The organism is Streptomyces sp. NBC_00988 (assembly GCF_045162645.1).
Classification (GTDB): Bacteria; Actinomycetota; Actinomycetes; order Streptomycetales; family Streptomycetaceae; genus Streptomyces.
This window is the reverse complement of record NZ_CP108730.1, coordinates 8998866-9017594: the sequence shown is the minus strand read 5'-3', so window position 1 is coordinate 9017594 and position 18729 is coordinate 8998866. Positions and strand designations below refer to the sequence as shown.

The window sequence follows — 18729 nt, the reverse complement described above, 5'->3', positions numbered from 1 at the left end:
CCGACGCCTTTGCACAACTGACGCTGTTCACAAAGGAATTGGGGCCGTGAAACCAGGTCGTCCGATAACTGTCAGCCCCCTCGACTCCGCGCCCGATCCCGGCGCCGCCCTGACCGCCCTGCACCACCGGACCAGCGAGAAGTGGCGCCGCCATGAACCCGGTGTCCAGCCGGCCCACATCGCGGAGATGGACTTCCCGGTGGCCGAGGAGATCCGTCGGGCGATCGGTCGGCTGGCTGCCGAGGGGGATATGGGCTACGCGTTCTCGTACACCGACGACAGCCCGGCGCAGGCGGCGCTGGCCGGCTGGCTGCTGCGTCGGCACAGCTGGTGGGTGCCGCGCTCGCGGATCCTGTTCTACGCCGATGTGATGCGGGTGATGGAGGCCGGCCTCGAGGCGTTCTCGGCGCCCGGTGACGCGGTGGTCGTCGACATCCCGGCATACCCGGCGTTCTTCGAGGCGGTCGCCGAGCGTGAGCGCGAGTTGGTGCCCAACCCCATGCTGCTTCGTAACGGCCGCTGGCAGCTGGACCTGGCGGGGCTGGAGCGTGCGTTCCGCGACGGCGCCCGAGTCTATCTGCTGTGCAACCCGCACAACCCCACCGGTACGGTCTGTACGCCCGCCGAGCTGACCACCGTCGCCGAGCTCGCCCGGGCCCACGAAGTCACCGTGCTCTGCGACGAGGTGCACGCCCCGCTGGTGTTCCCGGGCCGGGCGCACGTGCCGTTCGCCTCGCTGCCCGCCGCACAGAAGGTCCGCAGCTTGACCGGCCTGTCTGCCAGCAAGGGCTGGAACGTCGCCGGTCTCAAGTGCGCCTTCGGCATCCCGGCCGGGCCGGGGACGGCGGAGGCGTTGCTGAACCAGCCGCCCCGAATGCGGGACGGGGTGGGCGTCTTCGGCGCGGCGGCCAGTGAAGCGGCGTTCAGCGCCGGCGAACGCTGGCTGGACGAGACCCTGCGCTATCTGGACGGCAACCGCCGGCTGCTGGCCGAACTGCTGTCGGCTGGTGGCCTCGGTGAGATCGGCTATCGGCTGCCCGAGGCGACGTACTTGGCATGGTTGGACTGCCGCAGCACGGCCGACCGGCTGGGCGAGGACGATCTGGCGCGGCGCGTGCTGCGCACCGCCGGACTGGCCGTCAGCGACGGCCGGGCCTACGGCAGTCCCGGCTTTCTTCGGCTCAATCTCGCCACCCCCCGGCTGCTGGTCGAGGAGATGGTCCGGCGGCTGGCCCGCGGGCTGGAGGCACCGCAGCCGTCGGCCGGTCCCGTCACCGACCTGCTGATCGATATAGGGACGGTATAGCGGGCCGTCGCACGGTGGTCCCGTTCCCCTGCCCGGCCGCTCCGGTCCCGGCCCTCAGCCCACGTTCCTTCCCGAGGAGAACAGATGTCCGTCACCGCACCGAACGAGCCCATCTACGTCGTGGTGGTCAACCACGAGGAGCAGTACTCGATCTGGTGGGCCGACCGCGACCTTCCGGACGGCTGGCGCGAGGAGGGCACCCGCGACACCCGCGAGGCGTGCCTGGCGCACATCCGCGAGGCGTGGACCGACATGCGACCGCTGAGCCTGCGCACCTGGATGGAGCAGAACGCCGCCGTCTGAGATCCGCCGCCCCCCGACTCGCAGGGCCGCTCCTCCTGGCGGCCCTGTGGCATTCCCACCGCCCCACGCCCGCCCAGTTCCCGAGGAAGGGAGACAAGGCCGTGACCACCGAAGCCACCGGGACCGCACCGCCGACACCCGATCGCCAAGGCCCACCGGACTCTGCGGACACCGTCCCGCCCGCTCCGGGCCGCCGTGCCGAACGGATCGGCGGCGTCCTGCTGCTGCTCAGCATGGTCTCCCAGGGCTTCGGCGTGGTCTGGGACGTGCAGTGGCACAACAACGTCGGTCCCGACACGTTCCTGACCCTGCCACACCTGCTCATCTACGCCGGTCCGTCGCTCGCCGGACTGACCAGCGCGGTGGTAGTACTGCTGCGCACAGGGGCCGAACGCCGCGGCGGTAACCCGCGGGCCAGCACCTCGGTACAGGTGTTCGGCACCTTCCAGGCCCCGGTCGGGTTCCTGATCGCCGGGGTCGGCGGCGCCATCGACCTCTTCTACGGCATGGCCGACCTGTGGTGGCACACCGAGTACGGCTTCGACGTGACCCTCAACTCGCCGCCGCACGTCGGTCTGGCCCTCGGCGGCGTGGCGATCTGCGTCGGCACCATCGTCGCGTTCGCCGCCCAGTACCGTGACCTGCCCGGCCGCTGTGGCCTGGTGGTGAGCTCGGCGCTCAGCATGATCACCGTAGTGTTCGCGCTGTTCTGGGCCCAGCCGTTCGAGGTCTCGGTAACCTTCGTAGCGCTGCTCGTGCTGACCCTCGTCGGTTGTGTCGTCCGGCGGCCTGGATGGGTCAGCTCGACCGGCCTGGTCTTCCTTGCCATCGTCGGCATCCAGTGGCTGTTCGTGCCCTTTGCCACTCGTTGGTACGCCGACAGCCTCGGCCTGCCGTTCCGTGACGGGGTGTCCACGGTGCCGCAGATGCCGTCCCTCGACCCGCTCGTCCTGCCGGTTGTCGCCATCCTGCTCGACCTGTTCCTGCTGCGCTACCGCCTGGTGGGCGCCTCCCCAGGGCGGGCCCTGCCACTCGCGACCGGGGGGCTCGGTGTCCTCATGGCCGCCGTCTACGGGCCGCAGATCCACGACCCGCTCACCCCGACGGTCCTGATCCTGGCCGGGCTGCTGGGTGCCGGCGCGGGCTGGCTCGGCCACCGCTTCTCGTTCCCGTTGCGCAGGCTGGCCGGCGTCCCGGACTCCCCGACTCTCGTGGAGGATTGAGATGCGTACCGCTCTCCTGCGCGCACTCTCCGCCGTCGCCCTGGCCGTCGTGGCGGCAATGGGTGCCGCACCGGTCGCGCAGGCCGCCGTCACCCCGGCGCCCGTGGTGCATTCGGAATTCGTCACCGCGGGCCCGTACCGGCTGCAGGTCTCGTTCTCCGAGTGGCCGATCGCCGCCGACCGTGCCATGGACATCACCTTCCAGCCCGACGACGGCATCCGCGGCCACTCCGCAAAGCTGATCATGACGGCCCCGGACGGCGCGGAGTTCTGGCACCGCCGCCCTGAGGACCGCATGCTGAAGCCCTACGTCCGCGGGCACGACCGCTGGGGCCTGGACACCTACGTACTCCCCGAACAGGGCACCTGGCGCTTCCACTTCACCGTCGATGGCCCGCGCGGCAAGGGCGACGGTGTCCTGTCCCTGGCCGTCGGTCCGCGCCCCGGCCCACCCCTGTCGCTGAGCTGGACGATCGCCCTGCTGCCGCTGATGGTGACGATCCCGCTGTGCGTGGTCTTGTGGATCCGCGGCCGCCGTAACCGGCACACGTACCAGTGGGCCTGGGAGTGACATCCGGATCACCGCTCCGGCCGAGGGAAGGCCCGGATCGCCAGCGCCGCGCACGCCCCCGCGAGGGGAAGCTCGGCGCAGACGGCCATCAGGACGGCGGACGTCAGGTCCGCGCCCGGAGCCGCCGTCATGATGTCGAACCAGGCGTCGACCAGCAGCAGGGTCGCGGCGGCCACCGCGGTGAGACAGGCCCGGGGGTCACCACAGCGCAACAGCAGGCCCGTGCCGAGCAGCCCGGCCGCCTCCAGACCGTCCAGGCCGGTCCAGGCCCAGGCCCAGTGCGCGGACTCGGCGGTGCCGGGCAGGCAAGTGTGCAGGACGACCAGCCAGGGCAGCATGGCCAAGCCGAGTCCGATGAGGACCGTGGCCGCCCGGCCACGGGGGATCGCCCGGGCGGCCACGGTGTCGGGAAGGCGTCGCGGGGCGACGGGGGCCGGTCCGGCCGCCGCCCGGCCGGAGCCGTACATGCTCTGCCGAGTCGCGACCGACGGTACGCGCGCCATGGCACCTTCCCCTTCCCCGGCCCGTCTCTCGGGCACGGGAAAAGCATGTCGGCTGCGCAGGCCTCGGACAGTAGTGAGCGATGCCGACTTGAGGGTGGTACCAGGTACACCCCCCGGTTCTACCCGACGGGGATGCGAGGCACGGCCGGCGGGACTGTGCCGTCGTATCCCGCCGTCCGCCCGGAGTACGGGCAGTGCGGATTCAGGATCTAGACTCCTCGTCATGTTCCCCTCGCTGGCCGCCTCGTTGCGCGCGCCGTGGGCGGCCGGCGCTCTTCCCTGGTCGGCCAAGGCCTGGCGGAACACCGTGTTCGTCGTAGCCGGCATCCCGGTGCACACGGCGGGTCTGGTCGTCACCGTGGCACCGCTGGAGCTGGGCCTGGCGGCAACTCCGCTCTCGGTGAGCCTGACTGTGATGCTGCTGATGACCCTGGTGTTCGGGGCGGCCTGCGCAGTCCTGCTGACAGTCGTCACCCCCTTGCTGACGCGGCTTCAGCGCAGCCGACTGCGCGCGCTGTCGGCGGTGGACATCGCGGGGGTGGAGCTGCGGTCGGGGACGGGCTGGCGGGCGCGGGCCGGGATGATCCGGTCGGAGTCGCTGTGGCGTCAGGTGGCGTACCACGTGCTGGCGGGCCCGGCAGCCTCCCTCGGGGCACTGGCGGCGTTAGCTGCCTGGGCCCTGGGATGTGCGCTGACCGTACTGCCCCTCTTCGCCTGGGCCCTGCCCGCTTCGAGCCCGCTGAACCCCGGCGCGCACCCGACGGCACTGGCCACGACCTGGCTGCTCGGACCGGTCCTGCTGTTCATGGCACCGCCGCTGACCCGGCTGGTCGCCCGGACCGACATCGCTGCTGCCCAGGCGCTGCTGGGCCCCAGCCGAGCAGGGGAGCTTCAGCGCCGGGTGGACCGTCTGGCGGTGAGCCGGGCCGCCCTGCTGGACGCGGCCGACGCGGAGCGTCGCCGGATCGAGCGGGACCTGCACGACGGGGTGCAGCAGCGCCTGGTCTCCTTGGCGATGAGGCTCGGCCTGGCGCGGGCCACACTGCCCGGACTGTCCTCTGAGGCAAAGGAGTTGCTGGCCAATGTGCACACGGAGGCGAAGGACGCCCTGACCGAACTGCGCGACCTAGTCCGCGGCCTGCACCCGGCGGTGCTGGACGAGGAGGGTCTGGACGCGGCGCTGTCCGGAATCGCGGCCCGGGCTCCCTTCCCGGTCCGACTGCGAGTGTCCGCCGAGGGCCGCGCCGCGCCCGCGATCGAGGCCGTGGCGTACTTCGTGGTCTCAGAGTCCCTGGCCAACATTGCCAAGCATGCCCGGGCCACCCAGGCCGAGATCCGACTCGAACGGGACGCCGACCGGCTACGGGTAACCGTGATCGACGACGGGGTCGGCGGCGCCGATCCGACCGGCGGCACAGGCTTGGCCGGCCTCGCGAACCGGGTCTCCTCGGTCGACGGAACCCTTTCTGTCAGCAGCCCCGCTGGAGGGGGCACGAGAATCACCGTGGAGCTGCCGTGCGTGCTGTGATCGCCGAGGATGCCATCCTGCTGCGGGCCGGGCTGGTTCAACTGCTGCAATCCGCCGGGATAGAGGTGGTAGGCGACGTCGGAGACGCCGAGAGCCTGCTTGCGCTGCTCGCCGAGGACTCCGCAGTGGACCTGGTGATCACCGATGTCCGGATGCCGCCCACGCACACCGACGAGGGCATGCGAGCAGCGCTGACGATCCGCCAGAACTGGCCGGACGTCGCGGTGTTACTGCTCTCGCAGTACGTTGAGGAGCGGCACGCGGCGAAACTGCTGTCCGGCAACACCCGGGGGGTGGGCTACCTGCTCAAGGACCGGGTGGCCGACGTCGCCGAGTTCATAGAGGCCGTCCACCGGGTCGCCGCCGGGGGCACCGCGCTGGACCCTGAGGCGGTCGCGCAGTTACTGGTACGCCGGGAGAGCGACCCGCTGGAGCGGCTGACCCCGCGTGAACGGGACGTCCTCGCGCTGATGGCCGAGGGCCGCTCCAACGCGGGCATCGGCCAGGCGCTGGTGGTGAGCGAGAGCGCGGTCGCCAAACACATCAACAGCATCCTCTCCAAGCTCGACCTGCCCCAGGCGGACGGCGACCATCGGCGGGTGCTGGCCGTGCTGCGGTTCCTCGGGGTACCGGGGTGACGCCCCGCCGGGCCTGGACGGCGTTCGCCGGAGTGACAGCCGCGGTGCTGCTGGCGCCGGGCGCTCTGTACGGGTGGGCGTGGCTGGGCCGCGCCGAGCGGACCGACGAAGTACGGCTGAACCACCCCGTCACCACCGTCCGGCTCGACCTGCCCGAAGGCTCGGTACGGGTCCGCCCCGGGCAGGCCGGCCGGGTCCGGCTCCGGTCGAGCCTGTCCTGGAACCTGCGTGAGCCCCGGGTCGAGGAGTTCTGGCGGGGTGACACCCTGACGGTCCGCGTCACCAGGTCCTCCGCACAGTTGGACGGCCTGGCACCGGACGTCTCCCTCGATCTGGAGATCCCCCCCTCGGTCTCGGTGGACGCTCGGCTCGGCTCCGGTTCGATCGATGTCGCGCATATCCGGGGCGACCTCGACCTGACCGGCGCCTCCGGCTCACTGACCGTGGCGGACAGCAGCGGCGCCCTGCGGCTGCGCACCACGTCCGGGGAGATCCGGGCCAACGCGCTGACCTCCCGGACGGTCCAGGCCCGAACCGCCTCCGGCTCGACGCACCTCGAGTTCGTCTCGGCCCCTCGCCAGGTCACGGCCGAGGCCGACTCCGGCGCCCTGTCCATCACAGTGCCGCCCAACAGCCGCTACCGGATCGAGCCGCACGTGCCCACGGGCGGGTTGCGCACGGCGCAAGGGCTGGGCGACCCCGGGGCAAACAGGGAGATCGCCGTCCGGATCGGCAGCGGGTCGGCGACGATCGGCTACTGACAGACCGTCGTACCTCCGCACACATCGGCCACCGTCAACGGACACCGGCGGATATCGACGAAATATAGTCGGCCTGCGCAGGGTGGGCGAAGTGATCCACTCCCGTCCTGCCCGTACACGCGCCCGTACACCGGTCAACCGCCGGTTCGCGGTCCTGTGGCTGCTCGTCCTCTTGGGTCTGATGAGCCTGGCCGACGCCGGGTCAGCCGCCGCGCACGGCATCAGCCAGAATGCAGACCTGGAGCTGGCCGCGACGTTCGGCGGCAACGAGTTGACCTTCGCACTACGCCAGGTACCCCGGGTGCCGGGACCGTTCCAGGTCGACGTGATTGCCCACGACCCGGTCCGGGCCGCCACCCTGACACTCTCGCTGGTGCCGCTGGAGGGCGCGCCACCAAGCACGCCGTCCCGTGCGGTCATACGCCTGAGAGCGGGCCGGCCCGGCAGCAGTCCGACGACTCTGACCGCGGACCGTACCGGGCCCTGGGAGCTCGACGTCTCCAACGGCACGGACACGGCCAGGCTCCCCTTCCGTGTGCTGACCCCACGGGCGGCGCCCTGGGAGAAGGTCGTCTACCCCGCGTTCCTGGTGGCCGGCGTACTACTGCTCGGGGTTCTCGCGGCCTCAGTGCTCCACCGGCGCGGGGCCGCCCTGCTGATGTCCGGCGGGACAGTGGTCACCCTGACCGTCGCCCTCACGGCGGCGCTGCTCTCGCCGGACATGACCGCCGCCAGTCCCAACGGGGCACCCGACGAAAAACTGCTGACCAACGTCGACGGCACCACGGCCAACGGCCGCTCTTTCACAGACCTGGCACTGCGCACGGTCCCGGCCCGTCCGACCGCCGGCAGTGTGTTTGCACTGCACCTCGGCCTCACCGACGGCTCCGACGGTCAGCCGGTCGATGATCTGGCAGTCCACCACGGCGCCCTGGCCCACACCGTGGTGACCAGCGCGGACCTGAAGTACTTCGCCCATCTCCACCCGGTACCGGACGGTCCGGGCGATCTGCTGCTCCGACTGTCCCTGCCGCGCCCCGGCCGCTATCTGGTGCAGACCGAGATCGATCGGGTGGACAGCGGCAGCCAATTGCTCACCGCCACGCTCGACCTGGGCGTCCACATCGGCTCCCCGGACGGGACGAGCGCCGTCCCATCGGTCGACACCCCGCGGGAATCCAGGGTCACACTGTCCCCGGCCCGGCCGACTGCGGGGGTGGCCACCGAGATCTCGCTGCACGTCGGTACAAGTGCCGCCCCGGCGAGGGATCTGCAGGGCTGGCTCGGCATGGCCGGGCACATGATCGTCCGCAGACGCGACGACGACTTCTTCGGACACGCCCACGAGACCTCCTCCATGGCCGCTCTGTCCGCGCCGGGCGCCATCGTCCCCGACGAGACGGTAGGCCAGTACGGGCCGCTGTTGCACTTCGTCTTCGCCTTCCCCAGAGCCGGCCGCTACCAGGTATGGATCCAGTACGAGCGCGACTTCCGTATCCACACCGCCGCCTTCACCGTCGACGTCACCGGAGACACCCCATGACCCTGCCGTCCGTCCGCACCCGGGCCGTGCTCGGCACGGCCGTCCTCGCCCTCGTCCTGCTGCTGGTGTGGTGGTGGCCGGACTCCGGCGACTCCACGGGTGTCACGGTCGAGGGCTCGTCCTCGACCTACACGGTCCGGATACGGCTGCCACACCCGAGCCCAGCGCCCGGGGAGGCCGAGATCGTCGTCGTACGGCGAGACCGTGCGGTACTCGACTTGGACCAGGTCACCGTGGCGGCCAGCATGCCGAGCATGGGCCACACGATGGCGGCGCTGACCGCGCAGCCGGACGGGCCGGGCCGGTACCGGGCGGACGGCCGGCTGTTCCTGATGGCGGGCTCCTGGCAGCTCTCGGTCCGGCTGCACAGCGCCGACGGAACCGACGTGGTGACGCTCCCGGTGACCGTCCCGGTCGCCTGACAGTGCCCTGCAATGACAGCTCCCTGCCACCCTAAACACCTGACAGGGAGCAAATCCGCGGTCCAGAATGTTGAACAGGGGGACTAATTCCGAGGACACCCGATGAACGGGACGGAATGAACTCTCTTATTCGACATTCCGGTCAGCGGTTCCATGAGAAACCCGGGGGATTTTCGCATGCGCAAAGATATTTTAGTCACCAGGAATCCGACTGAGCGCACAGCCGCCATTACCCCCCTCGCCGTCACAGCCGCCTGGGGCATCACCCCCGGCCAGCCGACACCGGCCACCTCGGTCGCGGTCCGCGCGACCAACACCACGGCCTGGGAGTAACCGACGACAAGCCTGTCCTGACCACGGGAAACCGGCTTGACGGGCGGTGGCACCCCCATGTATGGCAAGCATCGAGTCCGGGGCGCCACCGCCCTTCGCATGCCCGCACCCGTCCGGTCCGGTCCGGGCAAACACGGCCGCCGCTCGCGGCGCCGCCTGCCCCGACATGTCACCAACATGTCACCGGCGGGCGATATGGCGGGAATATAGGCGCGTTCCATAACCTCACCTCACCCTCACACCAATGCGTGCGAGGAAAGGGTCGTTGCCACAGAAGGGAATACACGACTGACATGGCGAAGACAGCTGTTGATTCGTTTGTCAGGCTCGGCGCAAATCGCACCCCGCATATTCGCCTCGTGTGTTTCCCTCACGCTGGAGGCACGCCCAGCTCCTTCCGCGGCTGGGCCGGCCGGCTGCCGGTCGGGACGGAACTGCTCACCGCCTGCTACCCAGGACGGCACAACCGTTTCACCGAGCCGTACCTGACCCGGATGGACGCGCTGGCGGACCAGCTGGCCGAGGCCCTGCGGCCGTTCGGGGATGTCCCGTTGGCACTGTTCGGGCACAGCATGGGCGCCGCCTTGGCCTACGAGGTGACCGTCCGGCTGGAGCGCTACGGCATCCGGCCACTGCGTCTGTTCGTCTCCGGCCACCCGGCACCGAACCCGCACCGGCCGCTCGGTACCGACCACACGGACACCGACGCCCTGCTCGCCAGGGTCAGTCGGCTGGGCAGCTCACAGATCGCGCTGCTCGACGACCCGGAGCTGCGCGAGATCGCCGTAGCCACGCTGAAGGCCGACTACGAGCTGATCGAGACCTACCGCCCGGCCTCACCCGTCGCGATGTCCTGCCCGGTGACCGGATACGTAGGGGACCAAGACCTCGACTGCACAGCCGAGGAGATCCGCGCCTGGTCCCAACTCACCAGCGCGGCATTCGAGTTCGGCTCCTTCCCTGGCGGCCACTTCTACCTGGAGACGCACGAGGCCGACCTGGCCGGCAGGGTCTTCGACCAACTGCGCGCGGACCTGGGCACAGCGACCGGCGCTTCTGCCGACGGCCGCCATGTCTGACGGCCACGCCCTCACGCGCAACCAGGAAGCCCAGTGGTTCCTGCACCAGTTGGCGCCGGAGGCCACCGCCTACCACACCGGGGTCGCGGTGCGGATCCGGTCCGCCGTCGACGTGGCGGCGCTGGGCGCGGCCGTACGCGCCCTCGGCTCCCGGCACGAGATGCTGCGCTCGGTCTTCATCGAACGCGACGGCCGACCGGTGCGGCTGGTCCGGCCCGACAGCCTGGTCGAACTGGCGCACTATCAGGTCACGGAGGCCCTCGCCGTCAGCGTCCGACGCTCGCTCCACCGGCCGTTCGACCTGGGCCGGACCGGCGCGTTCCGGATCGCCCTGCACAGCCGGACGCCTGAGGACGCGGTCTTACTGATCGCCGGTCACCACATCGCGACCGACGCCGCCTCGGACGCCGTCCTGCTGGCCGATCTCCTCGCGTTGTACGGGCACGAGGAGACGGACGCCCACGAGGCGACGGACTCCCACGAGGAGTACGTGCTCAGGGAGCGCAAGCTGCTCTCCTCGCCGCTTGGCGCAACGTTGGAGACGTACTGGGCGGATCTCTGCCGAAGTTCGGGCGCCGTCACTCTCCCCTCCGACCGGCCGCGCCCGGCCCGCCAGTCCTTCACCGGCGGTACCTGCCGGACCGTCGTCCCGGCCGAGGACTCCCAGTGGCTGAGGCAGACCGCCCTGGACCTCGGAGTCTCCTTGTTCGCCCTACTGCTCGCGGTGTTCCAGGGCGTTTTGTACCGGTACACCAGGCAGGACGACTTCCTGGTCGGCTGTCCGGTCTCCACCCGGCTGAGCTCGCGCTCACGCCGTACTGTCGGCAACTACGTCAACACTCTCGTCTTCCGCGCCCGGTTCACCGCGGCCACCACTTTCAGGGAGGCCGCCGAGGAGGCGCACCGGCAGTTGCGGCAGGGCATGGCTGGCCTGCGGTACCCGTTCGCCCACCTGGCCCGCGTGCTCGCCGACAGCCGGGAGGCCGGTCAGTCCGCCGTCTACCAGGTCACCTTCAACCTGCTGTCGACCGCGCACGCCCCGGCCGAGCTGCGAACCATCCTCGACACCACCCGCCCGGACCGCGTCACCTCTTGCTCAGGACTGAGCCTGTCCGCCTTCCCGCTGCCGCAGCAGGAGGGACAAGTGGACCTTGGGGTGGACGTGCTGGAGACCGAGGACGCCCTGGCGGTGGACATCCGCTACGACAGCAGCTTGTTCGACCAGGAGACGGTCGAGCAGTTCGCCGCGCATTTCACCCGGGCCGTCGCCCTGGCCGCCGAGCGGCCGGACGGTTCCGTGGCCCGGGCCCGGATCTGGGGCCAGGACCGGCGCTTTCGCCCCGTGACCAACGCCGAGAGGAGGACACCTCCGTGTCCGAAACCATAGTGGACCGGATCGCCGGCCACGCCCGCGAGTTACCCGCGAAGGAGGCGGTGGTCTTCGCCCGGAGCGGGACCGGCGGACCGACAACCGAGCAACTGACCTACGGCGAACTCGACCGGCGGGCCAGGTCCTGCGCCCAGTACCTGCGCGGCCGGTGCTTGGAGGGCGACCGGATCCTGCTCCTTTATCCGTCCGGGCTCGACTTCGTCACCGCGCTGATCGGCTGTCTGTACGCCGGTCTGGTTGCGGTACCGGCGCCGGTGCCGGACAGCAGCGGCAGGAGCGACACCAGGACCGGGAGCATCGTCCACGACGCCGGAGCGGCGCTGGTGCTCACGAACACCCGGTGCGCCCCGGAGATTGCCGAATTCCTGGAGGCGGAGGGTCTGGCCGGGCTGCCTGTGGTGGCGACCGACACTCTCGCGACCGACGGGCTGGAAGCCGGATGGACCCCTCCGGCGCTGGCCGCGGACACACCGGCCGTGTTGCAGTACACGTCGGGTTCGACCAGCTCTCCCAAGGGCGTGACGGTCACCCACGGCTCGCTGGTGCATAACTTGCGCTTGATCCAGCGTGTGCTCGGCGCCGGGTCGCACACCCGCACCGGCAGCTGGCTGCCGCATTACCACGACATGGGCCTGATCGGCACGGTTCTGGCACCGCTGTTTCTGGGCGCCATGGTGGTGCTGCTGTCGCCCACGGACTTCATGCGCCGACCCCGGCTCTGGCTGGAGCTGATCCAGCAGTACCGGCTGGACTTCACCACCGCCCCGAACTTCGCCTACGACCTGGTCACCCGGACCGTCACCGACGAGCAGTTGGCCGAACTCGACCTGTCCAGCCTGCGGATCGCGCTGAACGGCGCGGAGCCGGTGAACGCCGCCACGCTGCAACGTTTCACCGAGCGGTTCCGGCCGGCCGGTCTCGGCCCGGACGTGCTCAAGCCCTGCTACGGCATGGCCGAGAGCACCTTGCTGATCACCGGCACTCCGCCGCACCGCGGCCCGGTGACGACCCGGTTCGACCCCGCCGCCCTGGAGACCCACCTCCTGCTGCCCGACAACGCCGGCCCGATGCTGGTCAGCAGCGGCCCGGCGGCGGCCGGACTGGAGATCCTGGTGGCTGACCCGGACAACCACGAGGCGCTGCCGGACGGTCGGATCGGCGAGATCTGGGTCCGCGGTGAAAGCGTCACCGCCGGCTACTGGCGACGCCCGGAGGAAAGCCGACGACTGTTCCACGCGGCCACCGCGGACGGTCGTACTGGCTATCTGCGCACCGGCGACCTGGGCGCGGTGCACGGCGGCGAGCTGTATGTCACCGGCCGTCTCAAGGACATGTTGGTCGTCCGCGGCCGGAACCTCTATCCGCACGACATCGAGCGCTTGGTCTCGGAACTGCATCCGGCCTTCCAGGGCCTGCAGGGAGCAGTCTGCTCGGTGCCGGGCGAGCGGGAGGAGATCGTGGTACTGCAGGAGATCCGGCCCCGCGGCGAGCAGCCGGACCTGCCCGCGCTGTCTCGCCGGATCCGCGGCGAGCTGGCCGAGCGGATCGGCGTGCGCGTCTCCAACGTGGTGTTCCTGCGGCCGGGGCAGGTTCGGCGCACCACCAGCGGCAAGGTCCGCCGGTCCGTGACGTGCGACCTGTTCATCAACGGCAAGTTGAAGACGGTGTACGAGGACCTGGATCCGGAGCTGGTCCGCCGGCGCCGATCGGAGGCCGGGGCATGAGGTACGGCCCGTACGCGGTCGCGGCCCGGCTCGACCGGCGTCTCGGCAACCCCGAGGACGGGGGCCGACTGTTCTCGTACGCCCGCTGCGCCGCGCTGGACGAGCGCGAGGAGTTCCCGCTGGAAATCTGCCGCGAGCTGGACTTTCTCGGCCTGCCTTGGCAGTACGTCCCGGTTGAGTACGGCGGTCGACTGCGCGGCTACGACGAGGCGTTGCAACTGATGCGCGCCGTCGCCCGACGCGACCTGACAGTGGCGATCGGGCATGGCAAGACCTTCCTCGGCGCGGTCTCGGTCTGGGTCGGCGGCAGTACCGAACAGGCCCGCCGCCTCGGTGCCGCGATCATGGAAGGCAGCGTCATCTCCTGGGCACTCACCGAACGGGACCACGGCAGCGATCTGCTGGCCGGCGAGGTCCGAGCGGTGCACGACGGGGGCAGCGCGGCAGACGGTAGCGGCGACAGAAACGGCGCAGCCGGCGGCCCGGCGGACAACCCGGCCGACGGAGAGAGCACGGCCACCAGCCCGAGCGGCGGCATGACCGACGGAGACGGCCCGGCCGACGACGGAAACGTCGGATACCGGCTCAGCGGAGAGAAGTGGCTGATCAACAACGCCACCCGAGGCCACCAGCTCTGCGTGCTGGCGCGGACCGACCAGGCGGGCGGCCCGCGCGGCTTCAGCGTCCTGCTCATCGACCGCCGCACACTGAATCCGGCGAGCCACCGCCCGCTGCCCGCCCCCCTGCTGCACGGCATCCGGGGCGCCGACATCAGCGGCATCGCATTCACCGACGCGGCCGTCCCCTCGTCCGCCCTGGTCGGCGCGGAGGGCGGTGGGCTGGAGATCGTACTGAAAAGCCTCCAGCTCACCCGCACCCTGTGTGCCTCGCTCTCACTCGGCGCCGCCGACCAGGCCATGGAGATGGCCGTGCGGTACGCGCACGAGCGGCACAACTTTGGCCGCCCGCTGGTCGAACTGCCGCAGACCAGGCGGTTGCTCACCGAGTCGTACGCGGACCTGCTGCTGGCCGAAGCCGTGAGCCTGGTCGCCGCGCGAGCGATCCACACCCTGCCGGGCGAGCTGTCGGTCGGCTCGGCGGCCACCAAGTACCTGGTCCCGACCGTGGTGGAGCAACTGCTGGCCCGGCTGGCCAGAGTGCTGGGGTCTCGCTCGCTGCTGGCCGACGGAACGTATCGGCATGGGCGCTTCCAGAAGGTGCAGCGCGACCACCGGATCGTCGGGATCTTCGACGGCTCCACCGTGGTCAACCTGCACGCGCTTGTGAACCAGTTCCCCTCACTGGTGCGCGCCCACCGACGCGGCCGGGTCGACCTCGCCGGACTGCACGGCGCCACAGACCTCGGCACGTCGCTGCCCGCCTTCGACCGCGAGCGGCTGCAGCTGGTCTCCCTGAACGGCTCCAGCCTGATCCAGTCGCTCCCGGACGCCATCCCCGAGGTCCCGCTCGGTGACCTGGGCGAACGACTCCGCACGACCGTTGACGAGGTGACGGGCCTGATGGCGGAGCACCGGCCGACGGCACTGGACGTGCCGACCGAGGCTTTCGCGCTCGCCGAGCGCTATGCCTGGTGCTTCGCCGCGGCGGCCGCCGTCCACCTGTGGTCGCGCAACCACAAGAGCCTGCAGGGCACCGAGGTCGAGGAGCTTTGGGATTCCGGCCTGTGGCTGAAGGCCGGAATCACCCGCGCCCTGGCCCGGATCGACCCGACGGTACGCCCCGACGGCGAGGTCTACGACCGGTTGGCCAGGCCGCTGCTCGCCCAGCACAGGTCCGGGCGGCCGCTCTCCCTGCTGCCCCACCCACTTGAGGACGACGCCGTATGACACCCCCTGTGTCAACCTCACACTGCTTGAGGCAGCGGTTTCGGGGTTGTGAGACGTTGCAGCCCGCCGTGCCGGTCGGGCTGGTAGGGCTCGTGACTGAGCCAGCAGCGATGGAGCACGCGGATCCATGCGCGGGCCAGGACCCGGATTGCGTGTGGGTGGTCCATGCCCCGGTCTCGGGCCCGCTGGTAGATGTCGGCGGCCCATGGGCTTTCGTGGCGGCTGTTGTCCGCGAAGATCACTATCGCCTGCCGGAACCGTTTGTTGCAGGCCCACCGGTAGGAAACCCCGCGCATGCGTCCGGACGCCTTGGTGACCGGCGCGACGCCGGCGAAGGCGGCGACCGCATCCGGTCCGTCGTAGGCAACGCGGGAATCGCCCCACTCCGCGAGGATCTGAGCGGCGCTGATCTGCCCGGCCCGGCGCAGCGAGGTGAAGATCCGCGCGTCGGGATGCTGGTCGAGGTGGCTGACCACCGAGCGGTCGAGGTCCTTCTTCACGCCGCCCAACGTCTTGAGCACGGTGACCAGGGCGGTGACGGCGTCGCGTCCGGCCTCGGTGCGGTGCTCGGCGGTGACGCCTGCCGGGGCTCGGCGAAGGCGCCCCAGGAGCTCGTCGACGGTGCGCCGGCCCGAGTAGCCGTGCTTGGTGCAGAACGCGGCCATGCGCTTCTCGCCCAGGTGGGCGGCGGAGGCCGGGGTCGGGTAGCGGGTGAGGAATTCCAGCGCGATCGGCGACTCGATGTCCGCGAACAGCGATTTGGCGCCGGGCCAGAAGGTGTCCAGCAGCGAGCTGGGCATGTTGGTGGCCATCACCCGCAGCCGCACCACGTCGTCGCGGGTGCGGACCACAGTGCGCAGAGCCTTCGTCTCGTCGCTGAACGGGCGGGCCTCGCTGAGCCTGTGGTGCCTCAGCCGCAGGTACTCCGCGATCACCATCGCGTCCCCGGGGTCGGACTTCGCCCCGGACAGCACCTCGGCGTCGCGCCATGCCCTGATGGCGTTGGACTTCACCGGCACCACCGGGTGTCCGGCCTCCAGGAGGAGGTCGACCAGCCGACCGTCGGGGCGCTCGATCGCCACGGGGACGTTCTCCGCGTCCCCGAACCTGGCCAGACGGCGGATCAGGGTCTCGAACCCGATCGCGGTATGGCTGACGTTGAACTCGCTTCGGGCCTTGTCGGCTCCGTCCAGCACGCAGACCGCGTGCTCGGCCGATCCCCAGTCGATCCCGACGTAGTGCTCGCTCTCGGGCAGTGCCACAGCTCTCCTCGTGCCTATCAGCGACAGGCCGGTGACGAAGCCGAACCCCGGGCGGTCACTGACTGGCGCTCTGCGGCGCGTCCCTCTGTTGCCGGTCGACAGCTCCGGAAGAACCGCGGGCGGCAGTGTCATACGGGCCCTGAAAGGGCGACCACCACGGGCCGTCACCCCGGCTCTCACCGGCATCCAACCACGAGCGCCCAACTGACGCCCGCAGAAAGGATGGTGGACCAGTGACCACCACGCCGACTGCCGTACCGAACCGTGCGACGGACGTCGCTCCGGACACCGCACACCCGCTGGAGCTCCGCTTCGGCGATCCCGACGACCCGGACAATCCGGTCGGCTTCGCGGCGTTTCTGCGCGCGGACGAGCGCGGAGAGCTGCTGCCGGCTGGCAGGAGTCTGCTGGAGGGCTATCGGCTCGGTGCCGACTTCGTCCCGGTCGAGCACGGCGGTCGGCTCCGCCGCGCGGACGAACTGGCGCAGACGCTGCGACCGGTGTTCCGGCGCGACGCGGCGCTCGGCCTCGGCCACGGCGCGATCAACCTGATCGCCTCCGCGACCGTCTGGTCGGCCGGCTCCGCCGGTCAACGCCAGTGGCTGGCCGACGTGTTGCTGGCCGGCGGCCAGGCCGCCGGTGCCTACACCGACCTGCCTTCCGGCCACGACCTGACCAGGTCCGCGGTCCACGCCGCGCCCGACGGCGAACGGTTCCTGCTCGCCGGACGCAAGGAAGTGATCAACAACGTCCACCGGGCTGACGCCGTCACCGTACTCGCTCGCACCGGCTCCGGCACGGGCAGCCGGAACCACTCGCTGCTGCTGCTCGACATGCGCCGTATCGACCGGGACCGGCTGAGTTTCCTCCCGCGCTTCCGCACTTCCGGCCTGCGCGCGGCCTCCCTCGCCGGAGTGGAGTTCCTTGACTGCCCGGTGCCCGGCTCGGCAGTGGTCGGTGAGCCGGGCAGCGCACTGGAGACCGTACTGCAGGCCTTCCAGGTGACGAAGGCTGTACTGACCGGTGCCACGGTCGGCTGTTTCGACACCCAGCTACGGGCCGTCACCCGGTTCGCACTGGAACGCCGGCTCTACGGCCGTACGGTGGCTGAACTCCCGCACACGAGCGCCGTGTTGGCCGGTGCCTTCGCCGACCTGCTGATCGCCGATTGCCTCAGCACCGTGGTGTGCCGGGCCCTGCATCTACTGCCCGGGCAGACCGCCGTGCTGTCACCCGCCGTCAAGTACTTAGTGCCACTGCTGCTCCAGGAGGGGGCGGACGCCCTCGCGGTCGTCCTCGGTGCCCGGTCCTTCCTGCGCGAAGGACCGTACGGAATCTTCCAGAAGCACCTGCGGGACCTGCCGGTGGCCTCCCTCGCGCACTCGGGCGCCACGGTGTGCCAGGCCACCCTCATCCCCCAGCTCCCCCGGCTGGCCCGGCGCTCCTGGCTTTCCGGCGAGCCGGCACCCGCCGCCCTGTTCCGGACCGGGGACCCGCTCCCCCCGCTGGACTTCCGCGGGCTGCGGATCATGGCCGGTGCCGAGGACAGCGTGCTCGCGATGCTCCCGGCCGGGTATGACCTGCTGCGGGACGACCCCGACCTCGGCCCGCTGTGCGCCGGGCTGGTGGACGAACTCCGGCTGCTCAAGACGGGTTGCGAGCGGCTGGCCCCGCGCGACCGCACCCCGCTCGCCGGGCCGAACGGATTCGAGCTCGCCGAGCGGTACACGCTCCTGCTCGCCGCCGCCGCCTGTCTGGGCGTCTGGCTGCACCAACGGGACGAGCCGCAGCCGTTCCCGCGCGACAGTGCCTGGCTCACCCTGGCACTGCGCCGCCTCACCTCCCGGCTCGGCCATCCCCTTCCGCCCGGCACCGCCCGCGCCGAACAGGCCGTCTTCGCCGAACTGGTACGCCGGGAGCGGGAGAACCGCTCCTTCGACCTCAGCGCCCGGCCGTTCGCCCCAACCGGAACCGGCCGACCGATCCTCCCGAAGGGACCGACACCATGACCACGCCCGCTGTCGCCGCCGAAGAGATCCGCGACTGGCTGATCACCCGAGTCGCCTTTTACCTGGAGTGCCCGGCCAAGGAGATCCGCGGCGACGCCCGACTGGCCGAGTACGGGCTGGACTCGCTCTACGCGCTTACCCTCTGCGGCGACATCGAGGACGAGTTCGGCATCGCGGTCTCCCCGACCCTGGCCTGGGACCACCCGTCCGTGGACGCGATCACCGAGCTGCTTCACCAAGAGATCGCCGCACAGCGCGCCAGTACAGATCAACCTCGCTGAGGTCAC

17 protein-coding genes are annotated in these 18729 nt (G+C 70.7%); 15 read left to right on the top strand and 2 right to left on the bottom strand.

Annotation, left to right across the window (positions count from 1 at the left end):
- Nucleotides 1-46 precede the first annotated feature (46 nt).
- The 4 genes from OG496_RS41100 to OG496_RS41085 all read left to right on the top strand — a co-directional run bounded on the left by OG496_RS41100 (nucleotide 47) and on the right by OG496_RS41085 (nucleotide 3403).
- Complete coding sequence (locus tag OG496_RS41100) at nucleotides 47-1306, top strand: MalY/PatB family protein (protein ID WP_405974465.1); 1260 nt, start codon at nucleotides 47-49, stop codon at nucleotides 1304-1306.
- 84 nt (nucleotides 1307-1390) lie between these two features.
- Complete coding sequence (locus OG496_RS41095; protein ID WP_405974464.1) at nucleotides 1391-1609, top strand: MbtH family protein; 219 nt, start codon at nucleotides 1391-1393, stop codon at nucleotides 1607-1609.
- Nucleotides 1610-1710: 101 nt separating this feature from the next.
- Entirely contained in the window at nucleotides 1711-2832 is a 1122-nt protein-coding gene (locus tag OG496_RS41090; RefSeq protein WP_405974463.1) for a hypothetical protein, read from the top strand.
- Between the two features lies 1 nt (nucleotide 2833).
- On the top strand, nucleotides 2834-3403 hold the full coding sequence (locus tag OG496_RS41085) for a hypothetical protein (RefSeq protein WP_405974462.1): 570 nt from the start codon (nucleotides 2834-2836) through the stop codon (nucleotides 3401-3403).
- A gap of 8 nt (nucleotides 3404-3411) precedes the next feature.
- Here OG496_RS41085 and OG496_RS41080 read toward each other — a convergent pair whose 3' ends face one another.
- Complete coding sequence (locus OG496_RS41080; RefSeq protein WP_405974461.1) at nucleotides 3412-3906, bottom strand: hypothetical protein; 495 nt, start codon at nucleotides 3904-3906, stop codon at nucleotides 3412-3414.
- Between the two features lie 223 nt (nucleotides 3907-4129).
- Between OG496_RS41080 and OG496_RS41075 the strand changes: the two genes are divergently transcribed.
- From OG496_RS41075 to OG496_RS41035, 9 genes are all read left to right on the top strand, one after another.
- Nucleotides 4130-5434, top strand: a complete 1305-nt coding sequence (locus OG496_RS41075) for a histidine kinase (RefSeq protein WP_405974460.1) — start codon at nucleotides 4130-4132, stop codon at nucleotides 5432-5434.
- Nucleotides 5422-6072: a response regulator gene (locus tag OG496_RS41070; protein ID WP_405974459.1), complete on the top strand. Its 651-nt coding sequence runs from the start codon at nucleotides 5422-5424 to the stop codon at nucleotides 6070-6072. Before OG496_RS41075 ends, OG496_RS41070 begins: the two co-directional genes overlap by 13 nt.
- The gene (locus OG496_RS41065; RefSeq protein ID WP_405974458.1) at nucleotides 6069-6833 is read left to right on the top strand and encodes a DUF4097 family beta strand repeat-containing protein; all 765 of its coding nucleotides are present in this window, start codon (nucleotides 6069-6071) and stop codon (nucleotides 6831-6833) included. Before OG496_RS41070 ends, OG496_RS41065 begins: the two co-directional genes overlap by 4 nt.
- Nucleotides 6834-6924: 91 nt before the next feature.
- Nucleotides 6925-8376 carry a hypothetical protein gene (locus OG496_RS41060; RefSeq protein WP_405974457.1) on the top strand — a complete coding sequence of 484 codons (1452 nt, stop codon included), beginning with the start codon at nucleotides 6925-6927 and terminating at the stop codon, nucleotides 8374-8376.
- Nucleotides 8373-8798 carry a FixH family protein gene (locus OG496_RS41055; protein ID WP_405974456.1) on the top strand — a complete coding sequence of 142 codons (426 nt, stop codon included), beginning with the start codon at nucleotides 8373-8375 and terminating at the stop codon, nucleotides 8796-8798. Before OG496_RS41060 ends, OG496_RS41055 begins: the two co-directional genes overlap by 4 nt.
- A 692-nt stretch (nucleotides 8799-9490) precedes the next feature.
- Nucleotides 9491-10210 (top strand): thioesterase II family protein, encoded by a 720-nt coding sequence (locus tag OG496_RS41050; RefSeq protein ID WP_405974455.1) that lies wholly within the window; start codon nucleotides 9491-9493, stop codon nucleotides 10208-10210.
- Nucleotides 10203-11597 (top strand): condensation domain-containing protein, encoded by a 1395-nt coding sequence (locus OG496_RS41045; protein ID WP_405974454.1) that lies wholly within the window; start codon nucleotides 10203-10205, stop codon nucleotides 11595-11597. The genes OG496_RS41050 and OG496_RS41045 overlap by 8 nt, the downstream gene beginning before the upstream one ends.
- Nucleotides 11582-13324, top strand: coding sequence for a fatty acyl-AMP ligase (locus OG496_RS41040; RefSeq protein ID WP_405974453.1), 1743 nt, complete (start codon nucleotides 11582-11584; stop codon nucleotides 13322-13324). The genes OG496_RS41045 and OG496_RS41040 overlap by 16 nt, the downstream gene beginning before the upstream one ends.
- Nucleotides 13321-15171 carry an acyl-CoA dehydrogenase family protein gene (locus OG496_RS41035; protein ID WP_405974452.1) on the top strand — a complete coding sequence of 617 codons (1851 nt, stop codon included), beginning with the start codon at nucleotides 13321-13323 and terminating at the stop codon, nucleotides 15169-15171. The genes OG496_RS41040 and OG496_RS41035 overlap by 4 nt, the downstream gene beginning before the upstream one ends.
- A 17-nt stretch (nucleotides 15172-15188) precedes the next feature.
- Here OG496_RS41035 and OG496_RS41030 read toward each other — a convergent pair whose 3' ends face one another.
- On the bottom strand, nucleotides 15189-16433 hold the full coding sequence (locus OG496_RS41030) for an IS110 family transposase (protein WP_405974451.1): 1245 nt from the start codon (nucleotides 16431-16433) through the stop codon (nucleotides 15189-15191).
- Between the two features lie 233 nt (nucleotides 16434-16666).
- Here OG496_RS41030 and OG496_RS41025 point away from each other — a divergent pair, with 233 nt between their 5' ends.
- Nucleotides 16667-18442, top strand: coding sequence for an acyl-CoA dehydrogenase (locus OG496_RS41025; RefSeq protein ID WP_405974450.1), 1776 nt, complete (start codon nucleotides 16667-16669; stop codon nucleotides 18440-18442).
- Nucleotides 18439-18723, top strand: a complete 285-nt coding sequence (locus OG496_RS41020; RefSeq protein WP_405974449.1) for an acyl carrier protein — start codon at nucleotides 18439-18441, stop codon at nucleotides 18721-18723. Before OG496_RS41025 ends, OG496_RS41020 begins: the two co-directional genes overlap by 4 nt.
- Nucleotides 18724-18729: the final 6 nt, after the last annotated feature.

Coding starts and splice junctions, on each gene's coding strand:
- OG496_RS41095 (WP_405974464.1), top strand. CDS start 1,391: ATGTCCGTCACCGCACCGAACGAGCCCATCTACGTCGTGGTGGTCAAC.
- OG496_RS41085 (WP_405974462.1), top strand. CDS start 2,834: ATGCGTACCGCTCTCCTGCGCGCACTCTCCGCCGTCGCCCTGGCCGTC.
- OG496_RS41080 (WP_405974461.1), bottom strand. CDS start 3,906: ATGGCGCGCGTACCGTCGGTCGCGACTCGGCAGAGCATGTACGGCTCC.
- OG496_RS41075 (WP_405974460.1), top strand. CDS start 4,130: ATGTTCCCCTCGCTGGCCGCCTCGTTGCGCGCGCCGTGGGCGGCCGGC.
- OG496_RS41055 (WP_405974456.1), top strand. CDS start 8,373: ATGACCCTGCCGTCCGTCCGCACCCGGGCCGTGCTCGGCACGGCCGTC.
- OG496_RS41045 (WP_405974454.1), top strand. CDS start 10,203: ATGTCTGACGGCCACGCCCTCACGCGCAACCAGGAAGCCCAGTGGTTC.
- OG496_RS41035 (WP_405974452.1), top strand. CDS start 13,321: ATGAGGTACGGCCCGTACGCGGTCGCGGCCCGGCTCGACCGGCGTCTC.
- OG496_RS41020 (WP_405974449.1), top strand. CDS start 18,439: ATGACCACGCCCGCTGTCGCCGCCGAAGAGATCCGCGACTGGCTGATC.